The organism is Pedobacter yonginensis (assembly GCF_003173595.1).
In the GTDB taxonomy this organism is placed as follows: domain Bacteria; phylum Bacteroidota; class Bacteroidia; order Sphingobacteriales; family Sphingobacteriaceae; genus Pedobacter; species Pedobacter yonginense.
In genome coordinates, this window is sequence record NZ_QGNZ01000003.1 from 557,142 (window position 1) to 573,270 (window position 16,129).

At 37.9% G+C, this 16,129-nt stretch carries 12 protein-coding genes; 6 read left to right on the forward strand and 6 right to left on the reverse strand.

Translation table 11 applies throughout. The features are described 5' to 3' along the window. Window positions 1-156 precede the first annotated feature (156 nt). Window positions 157-1,638 carry a phytoene desaturase family protein gene (locus tag DHW03_RS14035; RefSeq protein WP_109926451.1) on the forward strand — a complete coding sequence of 494 codons (1,482 nt, stop codon included), beginning with the start codon at window positions 157-159 and terminating at the stop codon, window positions 1,636-1,638. A gap of 305 nt (window positions 1,639-1,943) precedes the next feature. On the opposite strand, the gene DHW03_RS14040 is transcribed toward DHW03_RS14035, so the two are convergent. From DHW03_RS14040 to DHW03_RS14055, 4 genes are all read right to left on the reverse strand, one after another. Further along, the gene (locus DHW03_RS14040) at window positions 1,944-2,474 is read right to left on the reverse strand and encodes an RNA polymerase sigma factor (RefSeq protein ID WP_109926452.1); all 531 of its coding nucleotides are present in this window, start codon (window positions 2,472-2,474) and stop codon (window positions 1,944-1,946) included. Between the two features lie 129 nt (window positions 2,475-2,603). Further along, window positions 2,604-3,620, reverse strand: coding sequence for a UDP-N-acetylmuramate dehydrogenase (murB, locus tag DHW03_RS14045; RefSeq protein WP_109926453.1), 1,017 nt, complete (start codon window positions 3,618-3,620; stop codon window positions 2,604-2,606). A 261-nt stretch (window positions 3,621-3,881) separates the two neighbouring features. After that, on the reverse strand, window positions 3,882-4,334 hold the full coding sequence (locus DHW03_RS14050; RefSeq protein WP_133248527.1) for a hypothetical protein: 453 nt from the start codon (window positions 4,332-4,334) through the stop codon (window positions 3,882-3,884). 92 nt (window positions 4,335-4,426) lie between these two features. Next, window positions 4,427-4,864, reverse strand: coding sequence for a sterol desaturase family protein (locus DHW03_RS14055; protein ID WP_262503182.1), 438 nt, complete (start codon window positions 4,862-4,864; stop codon window positions 4,427-4,429). Window positions 4,865-5,030: 166 nt separating this feature from the next. Here DHW03_RS14055 and DHW03_RS14060 point away from each other — a divergent pair, with 166 nt between their 5' ends. From DHW03_RS14060 to DHW03_RS14080, 5 genes are all read left to right on the forward strand, one after another. After that, on the forward strand, window positions 5,031-5,636 hold the full coding sequence (locus DHW03_RS14060; protein ID WP_109926456.1) for a TetR/AcrR family transcriptional regulator: 606 nt from the start codon (window positions 5,031-5,033) through the stop codon (window positions 5,634-5,636). 177 nt (window positions 5,637-5,813) lie between these two features. Further along, window positions 5,814-7,154: a TolC family protein gene (locus DHW03_RS14065; protein ID WP_109926457.1), complete on the forward strand. Its 1,341-nt coding sequence runs from the start codon at window positions 5,814-5,816 to the stop codon at window positions 7,152-7,154. 2 nt (window positions 7,155-7,156) lie between these two features. Continuing rightward, window positions 7,157-8,224 carry an efflux RND transporter periplasmic adaptor subunit gene (locus DHW03_RS14070; protein WP_109926458.1) on the forward strand — a complete coding sequence of 356 codons (1,068 nt, stop codon included), beginning with the start codon at window positions 7,157-7,159 and terminating at the stop codon, window positions 8,222-8,224. 66 nt (window positions 8,225-8,290) lie between these two features. Next, a complete protein-coding gene (locus tag DHW03_RS14075) occupies window positions 8,291-11,485 on the forward strand; it encodes an efflux RND transporter permease subunit (protein WP_109926459.1) in 3,195 nt (1,064 codons plus the stop codon). A 145-nt stretch (window positions 11,486-11,630) separates the two neighbouring features. Continuing rightward, the gene (locus DHW03_RS14080; RefSeq protein ID WP_109926460.1) at window positions 11,631-12,434 is read left to right on the forward strand and encodes a hypothetical protein; all 804 of its coding nucleotides are present in this window, start codon (window positions 11,631-11,633) and stop codon (window positions 12,432-12,434) included. Between the two features lie 12 nt (window positions 12,435-12,446). Here DHW03_RS14080 and DHW03_RS14085 read toward each other — a convergent pair whose 3' ends face one another. Both DHW03_RS14085 and DHW03_RS14090 read right to left on the reverse strand, forming a co-directional pair. Further along, on the reverse strand, window positions 12,447-13,646 hold the full coding sequence (locus tag DHW03_RS14085; protein ID WP_109926461.1) for an MFS transporter: 1,200 nt from the start codon (window positions 13,644-13,646) through the stop codon (window positions 12,447-12,449). A gap of 156 nt (window positions 13,647-13,802) precedes the next feature. Beyond that, entirely contained in the window at window positions 13,803-15,323 is a 1,521-nt protein-coding gene (locus DHW03_RS14090; RefSeq protein WP_109926462.1) for a choice-of-anchor I family protein, read from the reverse strand. Between the last annotated feature and the right edge of the window lie 806 nt (window positions 15,324-16,129).

The window sequence follows — 16,129 nt, forward strand, 5'->3', positions numbered from 1 at the left end:
CTATTTTATTGATTCGTGAAGACACGAACCAAGGCCTTAGGGACTTGTAAACTCGTCTCAATGAACTGTTGATTTGAAATCCACATCAATTGTAAATTTAACCTAAGCAGTAACAAAAGGCAAAGAAAAATCCTAAAAAATCGCTTAATTTACACAATGGATGAAAAACCTAAAATTACTGTTATTGGAGCAGGTTTCGCAGGACTAGCTGCAGCCGCATTATTGGCTAAAGATGGTTGCGATGTTACCGTTTTAGAGAAAAATGAAATGGCCGGCGGACGCGCCAGAACTTGGGAAAAAGACGGTTTTTTATTCGATTTAGGACCGAGCTGGTATTGGATGCCAGATGTTTTTGAAAACTATTTCAATCTATTTAACAAAAAAACAGCCGATTTTTACGCGTTAAAAAGGCTAGAACCATCCTACCGCATTTATTTCGGTAAAGATGATGTTATTGACGTTCCTGCAACGCTAGACGAATTATACACGCTTTTCGAAACCCTCGAACCTGGTAGCACTGAAAATTTAAAGTCTTTTTTAGCACAAGCCCAATATAAGTATGAGGTAGGCATGAACGAATACGTGTTTAAGCCTTCTCATAGTGTAATGGAATATTTTGATCCACGTTTAGCCGTGAGTGGAATAAAGCTGCAGCTTTTAGGCAACATGCGTAAGCATGTGCATAAGCTCTTTAAAAATGAAAAACTCAGAAAACTTTTAGAATTTCCGGTGCTGTTTTTAGGTGCGACCCCACAGAATACCCCCGCATTATACAGCTTAATGAATTATGCAGATTTGGTTTTGGGCACTTGGTACCCAATGGGCGGCATGCACAAAATTGTTTCGGCCATGCAAAGCATTGCAGAAGAGCAGGGTGTAAAATTTATTTTCAACACCGAAGTAAATAAAATTACCGTGAATGATAATCTTGCCGAAGCTGTTTTAACCAATAATGGCACTTTTGAAACAGATTATATTGTGGGCAATGCAGATTATCACCACATCGATCAACATCTCCTCGATAAACCTTACCGAAACTACTCTGCCGAATACTGGGACAGCAGAACAATGGCACCATCTTGTTTATTATTCTATATCGGATTAAACAAAAAATTAGAAAACATCCTCCATCATAATTTATTTTTCGATGAAAACTTTGATGAACATGCAGAGGAAATCTATACCGACCCCAAATGGCCATCGAAACCACTATTTTATGCCTGTTGCCCATCCGTAACGGATCCAAGTGTAGCGCCCGAAGGATGTGAAAATTTGTTTTTTTTAATCCCAATTGCACCCGGACTGAAAGATAACGAAAGCGAACGCGAAAAATATTTCAATTTATTGGTTAAGCGCTTTAAAGATTTAACCGGCAACAACATCAATGAGCACATCTTATTTAAAAGAAGCTATGCTATGAACGATTTTGTTGAAGACTACCATGCATTTAAAGGAAACGCTTACGGTTTAGCTAACACTTTGAAACAGACAGCCTTCCTTAAACCACGAATGAAAAGCAAGGTGTCCAATTTATTTTTTACAGGACAATTAACCGTTCCTGGCCCTGGTGTACCTCCTGCGATCATATCTGGGCAGGTGGTAGTAAAAGAAATAAAAAAAAAGTTGAAAAAAGCTTGACAAAATTAAAATTTCGCTTATCTTTATAACCACAAAACAAAAACACTGCAAATTTTACTTAAAACACATTATAAGTTAAGGTTTGCTTTTGTTTCGGAATTAGAGAGAAGGCAAATTGTTGAAATAAAAAATAAGAATCAACTAACCAAATATATGATAAGCAAAAAGGCTTGGGTTTTCCCAGGCCTTTTGCTTTTAACACATTTCCGTTTTTGATAATCTTCCCCTCATTATCCTAAAAAAACTTCGGGCCATAAAAAAAGCCCAGATCAATCTGAGCTTCTAAATTTTTTATGCTATGAGGTTTATACCATCTCTGCAATGCTAAGATCTTTCGAATACGTTTTAAGGTATTTTTTAAGAATCCCCCTTGCTACGTGGATACGTGTTTTAACCGTACCAATTGGAATTTGTAACATATCTGCAATTTCGTGATATTTATAACCTTCAAAATAACGGATAAAAGGAACATAATATTCTTGAGGCAATTGTGCTAATGCTTTATCAATATCGCCCATAACAAATTTACTTTCCGCTTGGTTTTTGGTTGCGCTGTAAGAAAGATTTGCCGAAGAAATATCTTCACTTTGGGTAATTAATGTATTGGTTTTAACTAAACGACGATAGTTGTTAATGAAAGTATTTTTCATGATGGTAAACAACCAGCCTTTTAAATTAGTACCCTCTTTAAATTTGTTGTAATACGTAATGGCTTTAAGCATCGTATCTTGAACAAGGTCATTTGCATCTTCTGCATCTTTTGTAAAGTTTAACGCGTAAGATCTAAGTGATACCGAGTGATGGTTAACAAGATGGTTGAATTCAAATTTTGTCATGATGTTTAGCTTTAGGGTGATTAAAAACAAATGATTTGTTTTCTTTTACGCCAAAACTTAAACAAACTTAGTACCAAAAAAAAATCGTACCGTGCCAAATGCGTAGAAGTAAGCAGGAGCGTATTTACGTCACAGAATATTTACTTCTCGCTCCAATGTGACTCCAAAAGTGGACTTTACACTGTCTATAATTTGTGCAGAAAATTTAAAAACCTCCGTGCCAGTTGCCTTGCCATGGTTAACTAAAACCAAAGCTTGGTTTTTCCACGTACCGGTTTCGCCAACAACTTTGCCCTTCCAGCCGCATTGCTCAATCAACCAACCCGCAGCAAGTTTAATTTTACCATCAGCTGTTGGGTAATGTACCACATCGGGGTGTTTAGCAACAACATCGGCAAACTCGTGCTTTTCAATCACTGGGTTTTTAAAGAAGCTGCCCGCATTACCAATTGTTGATGGATCGGGCAACTTACTCACCCGAATGTGCGATACCGCAGCAGACACATCACCAATATTGGGCTTCGCTATTCCCCTTTTCTCCAGTTCGGCCTCTATGGCGCCGTATGATGTATTGATATTGGCTTCAGTGGTTAACTTAAACGTAACCGAGGTAATAATGTATTGGCCTTTAAATGCGCCCTTAAAAATACTTTCCCGGTAACCAAAATGGCAATCTACAAAAGTGAAGTTCCTGATATTCCCCGTTTTAATTTCGAAAGCCGTACAACTTTCAAACACATCTTTGAGCTCAACACCGTAAGCACCTATGTTTTGAATAGGCGATGCACCCACCGTTCCGGGTATCAGGCTCAGGTTTTCTACCCCCGCAAAACCATTTACCACACAATAATTAACAAAATCGTTCCAAACCTCTCCTGCGCCAGCTTTTACCAGCACCTTATTCCCATCAATTTGCGATTCAAGACCTTTAATGCTCATTTTAATCACCAAGCCATCATAATCTTCGGTAAACAAAATATTGCTCCCGCCACCTACAATTAATAGCTTTTGGTGCTCAACCACGTCGGTATCGAACAAAGATTTTAAGTCAACTTCATTAAAAATCTCGACAAAAAACTTTGCATTAACGTCAATACCGAAAGAGTTATAAGGTTTAAGCGAAATATTTTCTTGAATTTGAAGCATGTTGATGTTGTATTGTGGGCACAAAAGTAACTAATTCGCCCGAGCAATGAAATTTGAGTTTAAAAAGGTAAAAGTGGAGTACTAATGGTTGCATTCCATTAAAAAATTTTGGTAGCGCAAAGCCTGTACAAGTATCAAAATCGGTTCCTGCGCTTCGCTGTATCCTTTCGCTTTGCTACAGGGATGCCGCTACGCTCAGGGCTATGAACCAACAAAAAAGCCTATGGGTTGGGTTTTCAGACACCATGCAAAACCTTTTCATTATTCTACAATTCGAGTGATAGCTTCATCAAAATCAAAAGACAAAATTTCTGATTTTACACCCACTATCCGAACTCCCGAAAGCTTCCAACCTATAAATCGTGGCTTTTGTTTAGCGAAATCCAATAAACGATACCGATCTTGAGTTAATTTGGCACTAATTTCACCAACACTATCCGATTCTTTTTGAGTAAACTGCTCAATTTGGCTTTCGAGGAGAGCCAAGACCGAATCTAACGCCTCACCTTTTTTTAAACTATCAGCGTATGCTTTGGGTGTAATGCTAAATAGACTATCCAAATGTGCTTGTTCAAAATCAATCTTCTGATTGGAAGTTTCATACTTGGATTCAACAAGTGCTTCAGCCCTGTCTTGATCTGTCTTCTTCCCGCAAGCGGTAAACATTAAAATTAAATAACACAAAAAGATTGAATGGATTATTTGCTTCATCATAATTTAACATATAAATGCGCAGAAAGTTCAGGCCAGCCTTTCACAATACAACTCAATCCATAATCAGATAAATAAATTACCTGCGCTCAACGTCAATTCAAAATCTTTTTCTTTACAAATAGCAGCCCAAAAGCTCTCCCATTATCCTTGCCCCTATTTTTGTGATGAATTTTGTGCGCTTTGCGCACAGCTTGCAAATAGGTGTTGTTGCTTTTAAAAGTTTTAAGTCGGCGGTGCACAAACCAATCGTGAACAATAAAATAAATCATTCCGTAAACGGTAATGCCCAGGCCAATGAAAAACTTATACCCAAAGTTTGCTCGATCAATAAACATCAAATACACCGAAATCCCAGCGAACAAGAAGGCAAATACATCATTCCATTCAAAAAACGAATCAGACTTTTGATGGTGGGTTTTGTGTAAAAACCACAATGGTCCGTGAAACAAATACTTGTGAATTAACCAAGATACACACTCCATTAATACAATGGTTAACAGCACAATTATAAGGTTGATGAATAGAGTCACTTTGCAGATGATTAATGGTATAAAGATATATAAACCAAAGCGAAACCGTCAAAGTGTCATAAAATTGTAACGATTATTTCAATTTTCAATCGATTGATTAATAAAATAAATATTTAGCGCTATTTTTGACTAAAATATTAAAAAAGTCAGAAAGTAGAAAAGTAAAATGATTGTAGCGGATAAAAAGAGAGAACAGATTATTGATGGTGCTATAAAACGCTTTAGCCACTTTGGGATTGGTAAAACTACCATGAACGACATTGCCGAAGACCTTTCGGTTTCTAAACCCTCTCTTTATTATTATTTTCCGGACAAGAAAAGTTTAATTGTTGGGGTTATAGAAAGGGTATTTACAGAATATTTCGACTTGCTTAAAAAGAAATACAATCCTGACGCCCCTTTGGAAGCGGTGCTTTTTCAAACGATTGACATTCGAAATACTTTTTTTATGAAGTATTTTATGCTAAGAATTTCGGAGGGGATACCAGATATTTTTAGTGATGGAGCCATGAAGAAAAAGCTTACCTCGCTTAAACATTCAGAAAAAACATTCTATGCTCAAATATTTGCAAGAGCACAAGAAAAGGGCGAAATCAAACATGAAAACATGCAACACGTAGCCGAACTATATTTAGAAAGCTTATTAGGATTAACCAATATGTGCATTATGGAGCTCGGAAAAGATTTATTGCCTGATAAAAAAACCGTAAACAAAATGACTTTAAAACAAAAAGATCTTTCAACAATTTTTGCTAAAGGATTAAAATGCTAAAAACTTAAAACGTGAAGGCCAAAGTAAAAAGCAATAACCCAATACTAATTACTTGCTACTTGATACCCAATACTTGCTACTTGACACCCGATACTTGATACTTAATACTTGCTACTCGATACTTAATACTCGCTACTCAACACAAACAAAAACCCAAAAACAAAAAAACAATAGATTATGCTTAGAGTAAAAATGGTAAAATTAATGCTTATCCTGATCACCGGCATGGCTTTACCACAACTGGTATCTGCTCAGCAGCAGGTTACCTTAAAAGATGCGCTAACCTATGCGCTCCAAAACAATGCTAATGTTCGTAAATCGAAATTAGATATTGAAGGCGGAAGATACAAGGTTCAGGAAGTTAGGGCACAAGCTTTGCCACAACTTACAGGTACAGCAGGATTAACCTACAATCCAATTATTGGTCAGTTGGTGGCTAACTTTGGCGGACAAACACAGGCCATTAAGTTGGGGCAAAACTGGAATTCATCGGCAGGTGTTCAGCTTTCGCAGCAATTATTTAATCAACAGGTATTTACAGGCTTGCAAGCTGCAAGATCTAGTGAAGAGTATTACAACCTTACTTCTCAACTTACAGAGGAGCAGATTATTGAATTGGTTGCAAATAACTATTACCAAGTTTTGGTTAACAGACAACAATTAAACGTAATTGATACCAACATCAAAAATGTAAAGGTGGTAGAGAAAATTGTTTCTAACCAATACAAAAATGGTTTGGCTAGGAAAATTGATGTAGATCGGATTAACGTAAACATTACCAATTTGACTACACAACGAGAGCAAATAGTAAATGCCATTACGCAATTAGAAAATCAATTAAAGTTTTCGATGGGTATGCCCGTTACTACGCCTATTTCTTTGCCAAAAACAGAATTAACTGAAGTAACTCAGCTTCCAGAGTTTGCAGAATCCATTAACTTTTCAAACAGAACTGAAGTTAAATTATTGGATACTCAAGATAAACTCCTGTCGCTACAACGAAAGGCTTATGTTGCAGAGTACTACCCAAGTTTGGCATTAACTGGAAATTATACCTACTCCAGCCAAAGTGATGGCTTCGATTTCTTAAACTCAAATGCAGCTGCAATTGGTTATGGCGCATCAGCGATAGGATTAACTTTAAGAGTGCCTATCTTTAATGGGTTCTTAACCCGCTCAAAAGTGCGTCAGGCAGAGGTTGAGATTAAAAAAGCTCAAGAAGATCGAAAACAATCTACAAACTCACTAAACTTGGCCTACGAGAATGCTAAAATTCAATTGAGGAATAACTTAAACACCATCAATTCTCAAAAGAAAAATGCAGAGTTGGCACAAGAAATTTATAAGAGCACACAAAACAATTACAACAACGGCTTAGCTTCTTTAACAGATTTGTTAGATACCGAAAATTCGTTAACGCAAGCACAAAATAGCTATACACAGGCTTTATTAAACTACAAAATAGCCGAAATACAACTGATAAAATCAAACGGAAATATTAAATCGCTAGTACAATAGAAATGAAAAGAGTAATAATTATAATCGTGGTAGTTGTTGTTGCACTTGGTGCAATTGCATACGTTTTAAGCAACAATAAAAAGAAGAACGAAGAGAAAACTGCTTTCATTGCTAAAGGTGGCGGTGCAGTTGCAGTTCGTGTTGCTTCTGTAGAGAAAAAAGTGGTGGATTTGGATTTTAGCGCAAATGGAAACTTCATTCCCAACAAAGAGCTTAACTTCCTTTCAGAAAACGCTGGTCGGGTTAAAGCCATCTTTGTTGATGAAGGCGATCGCGTAACTAAAGGTCAGGTTTTAGCTCGTGTTGATGCAGAAATCATTAATACAGACAAAGAAACTGCTCAAGCAGCCTATCAAAATGCACAAAGAGATGAGGCTAGATACCAAAGCTCTTACGAAACAGGTGGTGTAACTCAACAACAATTAGATCAAGCTAAATTGGCTACCAGAAATGCAAAGTTGCGCTTACAGGCTTCGCAAAGAAGAGTGAGTGATGCAAATATCAAATCGCCAATTAATGGAATCGTAAACAAAAGATACATTGAAGTTGGGGCTTTTGTGAATACGCAGGGTACTCAATTATTTGAATTGGTTGATGTTTCGAAATTAAAACTTAAGGTAAACGTAAATGAATCGCAGGTTGCAAGCCTTAAAGTAGGCGATCAAATCAACATTAAATCTACCGTTTTCCCTAACGAGAAATTCTCGGGTAAAGTAACATTTATTGCGGCTAAAGCTGATGCTACTTTAAACTTCCCGGTAGAGATTGAGGTTTCGAACAATGCCAAAAATAGTTTAAGAGCAGGGATGTATGGCACAGCGGTGTTCAACTTCCCTAAGCAGGCGCCAAGTATTCTTATTCCACGTACATCTTTTGTGGGTAGTGTAAGCAGCAATCAAGTGTTCGTTTTAGATCAATCAAACAACACCTCAAAAATTCGCTCGGTAGTTACTGGCCGTATTTTGGGTGATAATGTGGAGATTTTGGATGGTTTGAAAGAAGGTGAAACGGTAATTACAAGCGGACAAATTAACTTAACTGACGGTACTGCCGTTAGCATAGTTAAGTAATTCGGAGTTTATAGTCGTGAGTCAAAAACGCAATAGCCGAATCGCTATTCGCAATAAAAAAAGAAAATGAAGATAACAGACATATCTATAAAAAGGCCCTCGCTGGTAATTGTGGTTTTCACCGCACTTACCCTACTTGGGCTATTAAGTTACTTTTCGTTGGGCTATGAATTACTTCCAAAATTCTCGAACAACGTAGTATCTATTTCAACCATCTATCCTGGTGCATCACCAAATGAGGTTGAAAACACCGTAACTAAGAAAATTGAAGATGCGGTATCATCGATGGAAAACATCAAGAAAATAAACTCTGTTTCTTTTGAGAGTTTATCTACCGTTACCATCACCTTAACCGATAAGGCCAACATCGACATTTCATTAAACGATGCGCAACGTAAGGTTAACGCCATTCTTTCTGAGTTACCAGAAGATGTAAAAACACCATCATTAAGTAAATTCTCTTTGGATGATTTACCGGTAATCACGATGTCTGCATCAGCAAACATGGATGATATTACATTTTATGATTTAATTGATAAACGTATTGCACCCGTAATTTCAAGGGTAAGTGGTATTGCTCAAGTAAATTTAGTAGGTGGTTCTGAACGTGAAATTCAAGTTTCGTTAGATGCCAATAAATTACAAGGCTACAATCTTTCTGTTCCCCAGGTTCAGCAATTAATTTTGAGCTCCAATTTGGATTTCCCTACGGGTAGCGTTAAAACACAAAACCAAGATGTACTGATTCGTTTATCGGGTAAGTACAGAAGTATGGAAGAGTTAAGAAACTTAGTTTTAACCACTTCAAAAGATGGTGCTCAAATTCGTTTGGGTGATGTAGCCGATGTTCAAGATTCGCAAAAAGAAACGGAAAAATTGGCCCGTATCGATCGTAAAGCTTCCATCGCCATTCAAATTATCAAACAAAGTGATGCCAACGCCGTAGAAGTAAGTAAAGGTGTACATGCCATTATCGATAAGCTTAAGCTGGAATATGCATCCAACAAATTGGATATTAGAATCGTTAACGATAGTTCAATTTTTACCTTAGAATCTGCCGATGCCGTAATACACGATTTAATTTTAGCGGTTATTTTGGTGGCATTTGTAATGCTTTTCTTCTTGCACAGTTTGCGTAATGCGTTAATTGTAATGGTATCTATTCCGGTTTCATTAATTGCTACATTTATCGGCATTAGCTTATTCGGCTTTACATTAAACTTGATGTCTTTGCTAGGATTATCGCTTGTTGTGGGTATTCTTGTGGATGATGCAATTGTGGTATTGGAAAATATCCAGCGACACATGGAGATGGGTAAAAACAAAGTTAGAGCAGCATCCGATGCGACAAGAGAAATTGGTTTTACGGTAGTATCCATCACCTTCGTTATCGTGGTGGTGTTCTTCCCAATTGCCGTAAGTACAGGCTTGGTATCCAACATCCTACGTCAGTTCTGTATTGTGGTTATTATTGCAACCTTACTTTCATTGTTGGCTTCATTCACCATTGTACCACTTATTTTCTCTCGTTTCGGTAAATTAGAACATATTGAAGGAAAGAATATGTTTGGGCGATTTATCCTTTGGTTCGAAAAACAGTTAAAGAAATTTACCCTTTGGATTACCAGCATCTTAACTTGGTCTCTTAACCATAAAGCACTTACATTGATTATCGTTTTTGTAATGTTCTTGGGTTCATGCGGATTATTGGGCGCAGGCTTCATCGGTTCAGAGTTTTTCCCTAAATCAGATAAAGGAGAATTCTTGGTTCAGTTAGAGTTACCAAAAGATGCTTCATTAGAACAAACCAACTTCTTAACTCAAAAAGCAGAAGCTTATTTAGATAAACAACCAGAAATAACTCAGCTCATTACTACGGTAGGACAATCTACTGGTGATTTTGGTGGTACACAAGCAACGGCTTACAAATCAGAGATTAACGTAAAGTTAGTTGAACGCGATCAACGCGAAGGCATGTCATCTGATGTATTCGCAACAAAAATGAGTAGGGCATTGGCCAAAGAATTGGTTGGAGCGAAAGTAAAAACGGTTCCAATTAGTATTTTGGGTATTGCAGAAAATGCACCTATCCAATTGGTTGTAATGGGTTCTGATTTAGATAGTGCCTTGAAATATGCAGAGGGTGCTCAAAAAGTGCTCGCCTCTATTCCTGGTGCAACGGAAATAAAGTTATCAGTTGAAAAAGGAACGCCAGAAATTAATGTTCAGGTAGATCGCGATAAAATGTCGGCAGTTGGTTTAACGCTACAAACTGTTGGTTCTACCATGCAAACCGCATTTGCTGGTAACACCGATGGTAAATATAGAAAAGGCGAATATGAATACGATATCAACATTCAATATCAAAACTTTAACAGACAAAATATTGATGATGTTCGGAACCTTGTATTTGTAAATAATTCTGGCGCACAAATTAAGTTATCTCAGTTTGCAACCATCACTGAAGGTTCTGGGCCAAGTCAGTTAGAACGTTTAAATAAATCTACTTCAGTTTCAGTTAAGGCACAATCAATCGGTAGGCCTACGGGTACTGTTGTGGCAGAATTCCAACAGAAACTGGAAGATATGCAGAAAGATGGTAAGTTAAAAGCGCCTGTTGGCGTAAGCTACTCGTGGGCTGGAGATCAAGAAAATCAATCTGAAGGTTTCGGTACTTTAGGGATTGCGCTATTGGCTTCAATTATTTTAGTTTACCTAATTATGGTTGCCCTTTATGACAGTTTCATCTATCCACTGGTGGTGATGTTCTCCCTACCATTGGCTGTAATTGGTGCCTTACTCGCATTGGCATTAACCAACAACTCCATCGGTATTTTTACCATTTTAGGTTTGATCATGCTTATGGGTTTGGTTGCCAAAAACGCCATTATATTGGTCGATTTTACCAACCACTTAAAAGCAGAGGGTAAAGAAACCAAAGAAGCACTTGTGTTGGCTAACCATGCTCGTTTACGACCAATTTTGATGACCACCATTGCCATGGTATTCGGTATGCTTCCTATCGCACTCGCAAGTGGTGCAGGTGCAGAGTGGAAAAATGGACTGGCATGGGTAATTGTGGGTGGTTTAACCAGCTCATTATTCTTAACCTTGATTGTGGTGCCTGTGGTGTATTTAATGTTCGATAGAATGTTAGAACGTTTAGGCTTAAACAAAAAAGGCAAAACCATTGATGAGTTGATGGAAGAACCATACGACCATAAGGATGTTCTCGAATATGATGTAGACGTAAAGCATTAACATAACATCCAGATTAACAATCAACACCAAGCTGCCTTTACCCAAGGGCAGCTTTTTTTTGTAATTGGCTTTTTGGAAACCGCTGATGTTCAAAACCATAGAGGGCTTGAAAACAAATTTTTCTGATAATTGTATATAATCTGATATGTTTAAAGTTGTCTTTCAAGTTATACTCGCGCTTTTCGCCTTCAATACATTTGCTCAACACCCTCCAGTTTTTGATGCAATGACTTCTGATTCTTCTTTCATCAAAATTTACGACTTAGATGTTACGCTGGTTAAATACAGTTATAAACCAAATGGGATAAAATTTCTGGTTGTACACGATAATGAGGATACAGGCGTAAAAGCAGGCTTCGATTACATCCGATGGAGTGGCGGAGAACTTATTGACAGTCAGTATGGAAGTGTGAGAGATTACAACTTCAGCTACATGGATGATACCTATAGAATTGATCCTAATGCCATTTACACGAGCGTGGGCGTAAACACCCGCTTGAAAAAAGATGCTTACAGTTCGAGCGAAGTGGAGCAGTCCATTTTAAAAGCGGGTAAGCAAATTGTTGATTTTTACGATCCGAAAGCTACGGGCTACATTTTAACCTTACACAACAATGCCGATGGTGGCTTCGGAATCTCCTCTTATCTGCCGGGCTATGATTTAGCCAGCACTGCCGATTCCGTATATATTAATTTCGAAATGGATGGTGATGATTTATTGTATGTAACCGAGCCTAAGCTGTTTTCCAGTTTGAAAAAAGCCAATGTAAACGTAATCCTTCAATCTAAATTCGCCGATAATGATGGATCTTTATCTGTTTATGCCATGCAGAACAATATCCCATACATTAACGTTGAAGTTCAGCATGGGCACATAGAAGAACATTTGCGTTTAATAGAACTCGCCGTTGCCGCATTAAAGGAATTTGGACTGATTAAGAAGCCTTAGCTTTATACAATCTCAATCTACAGCACTAATTTTAGTGACAAGAAAGCTGACTAGCAAACCAAAGCAACCAATAACGGCGTAAGAATACCGTAAGCTTGACAGTTGAGAAATATAGCCAATTAATGGTGGCCCCATTAAAAAACCGAAATAACTTACGCTTGATACAATGGCAATGGCAATGCCGGGTGCCACCTTTCCGTTTTTACCTGCAACGCTATAAACCGTTGGAACGATACTAGAAACGCCAATACCAACCAACATAAAACCAATTGTTGCCGTGACAAGAAAAGGAAAGAAAACCGACAGAAACATACCGGTTGAAATTATTAATCCACTAATTTGAATGGTTCTTTTCCTACCCATTTTGGCAATAATTTTATCACCAACAAATCGGCCTGTAGCCATCATCACCATAAAGGATGCATAGCCCAGAATAACTAAGGATGATGGTGCCTTTACAATATCCTTGAAGTAAACTCCACTCCAATCGAACATGGCTCCTTCCGTTGCCATACTGCAAAAACCAATAATACCGAGTTGGAGCAATATGCCTTCTGGCATGGTAAATAGCTTAGTTTTACGTTGGTTCGGAGCACCTTTGCCTGGAACGAGATGTTTGTGATTTAAGAGCACATTTATCCAAATGAGCACCACAATAATCCAAAAGTGATGATACGGAAGGACGTGCAAATTTACCATTAGTAAGCCAACCAACGCTCCTGTAAATCCTGCAATACTCCAAGCACCGTGGAAAGAAGTCATAATTGGTCTGCCAAACAACTTTTCTGCTTCCGATCCTTGCGTATTAACGGCGATATTACACATGTTGCCAATTACGCCAAAAAGAAATAAGAATACAGCCAAATGCCAAGGCGCGCTTGCCAAACCCAAATTACTTAAGGCAATAACATACAAAGGTGCAGTAATGGTAAGAATTCTTTTACTTCCGTATTTGGTTACCAACTGACCTGAAATTGGCATCGTAACCAATTGTCCGAGTGGCAAGGCCAGCAAAATACTGCCTAAAGCACCATCCGAAAGATTTAAAGCGTGCTTTAAATCTGGAATGCGGCTCGCCCACGAGGCAAAAGCAATGCCTTGACCAAAATAAAATAAAGAAACTGCAAGGCGGATGCGGTTTGGAGAACTGGGTACAACAGGCTTAATTTCTGCTTGACTGGATTTTTCCTGGTTTGTTACTAATTCTTCCAAAATGCAATATTAAATGATGAGCGTTTTTATAGGTTGGGCAAAGGTCTTCAAATCATTTGAAAAACGGAAACAAGTTTAAGCATTTAGATAGAATAAAAATACCCCCAATAAGTGTAACTTTTTGGGGGTAATAAATTATAAAGAGAAGCTTTAGGTTTATAGCTTATTGGGCTGAAAGAATTTTACGGTACCATCGCCTTCGCTAGATACGATTACAAGGCTTCTACCATTCGGACTGTCTTTTGGTTTTACAAATAACACCCCCTCAGGTGCATCGCCAGTTGAGAATAATTGAACAAACTTTGGACTTGCTGGCGTCGTTACATCATATACAGCAATCATATCTACACGTTCCATACCAATAAATGCCAATGTTTTACCATTCACCTGTGCAACCGTTACACCTTCAACTTCCACCCCTTTGTTATCAGAACGTTCATCATCATATTTAACAGCATCAATCACATGTTGCTCTAAATCTTTACCAATGTTGGCAACCAATGCACCTGTGCTAGCGTTCAAAATACTTAAACTTCTACCACCTGTTGCATAAAGCTCATCGTAGTCGCCATCTCCGTCGGTATCGCCAAAAGCTTTTGTTACCGTTAATCTACCAAGATTCGCATCAAGTTGTAAGGTTGCTGCAGTTGGAAATTTGGTTGGATCTAACTTCAAACTTTTAACTCTTGCCTCTTCATCATAGCCTTTCCATGCCCTGGTATCGCCCTCATTCGCAAGCGCTAGGTAAGATGAGCCACCCGTGCTGAAATATGAGATGGCATCTGGAAGGTAGTAAGCTTTTATTGGCCAATTAGCTAAAGCAATTTTGCTATCCTTATCGCTTACATCGAAAGGATTTTCTGCCAAACTAATATCTCTAGTGCCTAAAGGAGTAATTTTAGTTATGCTCCCTGATACGATATCTACCTCTGCAACCCCATTGTTCTCTTGCAAGGTTACGTATGCTTTTTTAGAATCAGAACTCACCGCAATATATTCAGGCTCAATGTCTTGCGCAAAACTTGCTTTAGGACCATAAATTCGGAAACCTCCCGCCAACAAGGTTGATTTTTGTGTTTCAAACGAAGCGAAATCTAAGGTCTTGACAGTATAGTTATTCTTTACATTAATGATGGAAACGGTTCCAATTGGATCTACCGTATAATCATCGCTTGGTTCGCCTTCGTTTGCTGATAAGATGTAATTTCCATCCGGACTGAACGTAACCATATCGGGCATTGCGCCTACAGTTATCTTTTTAACTTCTGATAAATCTGATGTCTTTAAAACCACCACATCACCATTTCCTTGTTTATCTGCGCCATCCAATGCAATTGCCAACAAACCATTGCTTACGGCAACACTGTTAATGCCAGCATTACTTGGATAGGTTAATGTTCTTACCTTAGAAACTATTGGATAAAGGGTTAAATCTACTACCTCTACTTTTGCACCACCTTCATTGCTTACCACAAAAAGTTTTTTGGTAGATGGATCATAAGCAGAAATCTCTGCTGATGTTTCTCCTCCTAAATCAATTGTTGCAGTTTCTTTAAAACTTGCGATATCTTCAGGAACGATTGTTTCTGTTTCTTCAATTGGTTCTAAATTTTTTTTACAGGCAGTTATAGCCATCGTTGCCACTAATAAGGCTACGAAAAGTTTTTTACAGTTCATGGTTTATTTATTATCTGAATTGCAAAAATAATTTTGACTAACGCTGTTTTTTAGTCTTGGTTTGTTATCATTTTGTTAAGGAAAGGTGAAAGAATAAAGACTAAAGGTGAAAGACTAAAGCTGAAAGACCGATGACCAAAGACAAAAGCTGAAAGACGAAAGAAAGGCTAAAGCTGAAAGACCAATGACGAAAGGTGAAGAGGTGAAAGACTAAAGTTGAAAGACCAAAGACAAAAGCTGAAAGACCAAAGACTAAAGTTGAAAGATTGATGATGAAAGGGGAATGTATTGGACTTAAAGATTGAGGCTTTAGGTTTTGCATGAGGGATAGCAGTGGAAATCCTTTTTTGATTGTTCTTCAAAAAAGATTGTAACGCATAGCCCGACCCTTGCGCAGCTTGGGGCATGCCCAAATTTCTTTAAACCTGACAAAAGCTGAAAGACCAAAGACTAAAGCTGAAAGACTGAAGCTGAAAGACCAAAAAGACTAAAGTTGAAAGACCAAAAAGACTAAAGTTGAAAGACCAAAGACTAAAGTTGAAAGACCAAAGACTAAAGCTGAAAGACCAAAGACTAAAGTTGAAAGATTGATGATGAAAGGGGAATGTATTGGACTTAAAGATTGAGGCTTTGGGTTTTGCATGAGGGATAGCAGTGGAAATCCTTTTTTGATTTTTCTTCAAAAAAGATTGTAACGCATAGCCCGACCCTTGCGCAGCTTGGGGCATGCCCAAATTTTAGACAAAAAAAAACCGATAATTGCTTATCGGCTTTCGGTATTTTTAATCTGTGGTTGACACGCACAC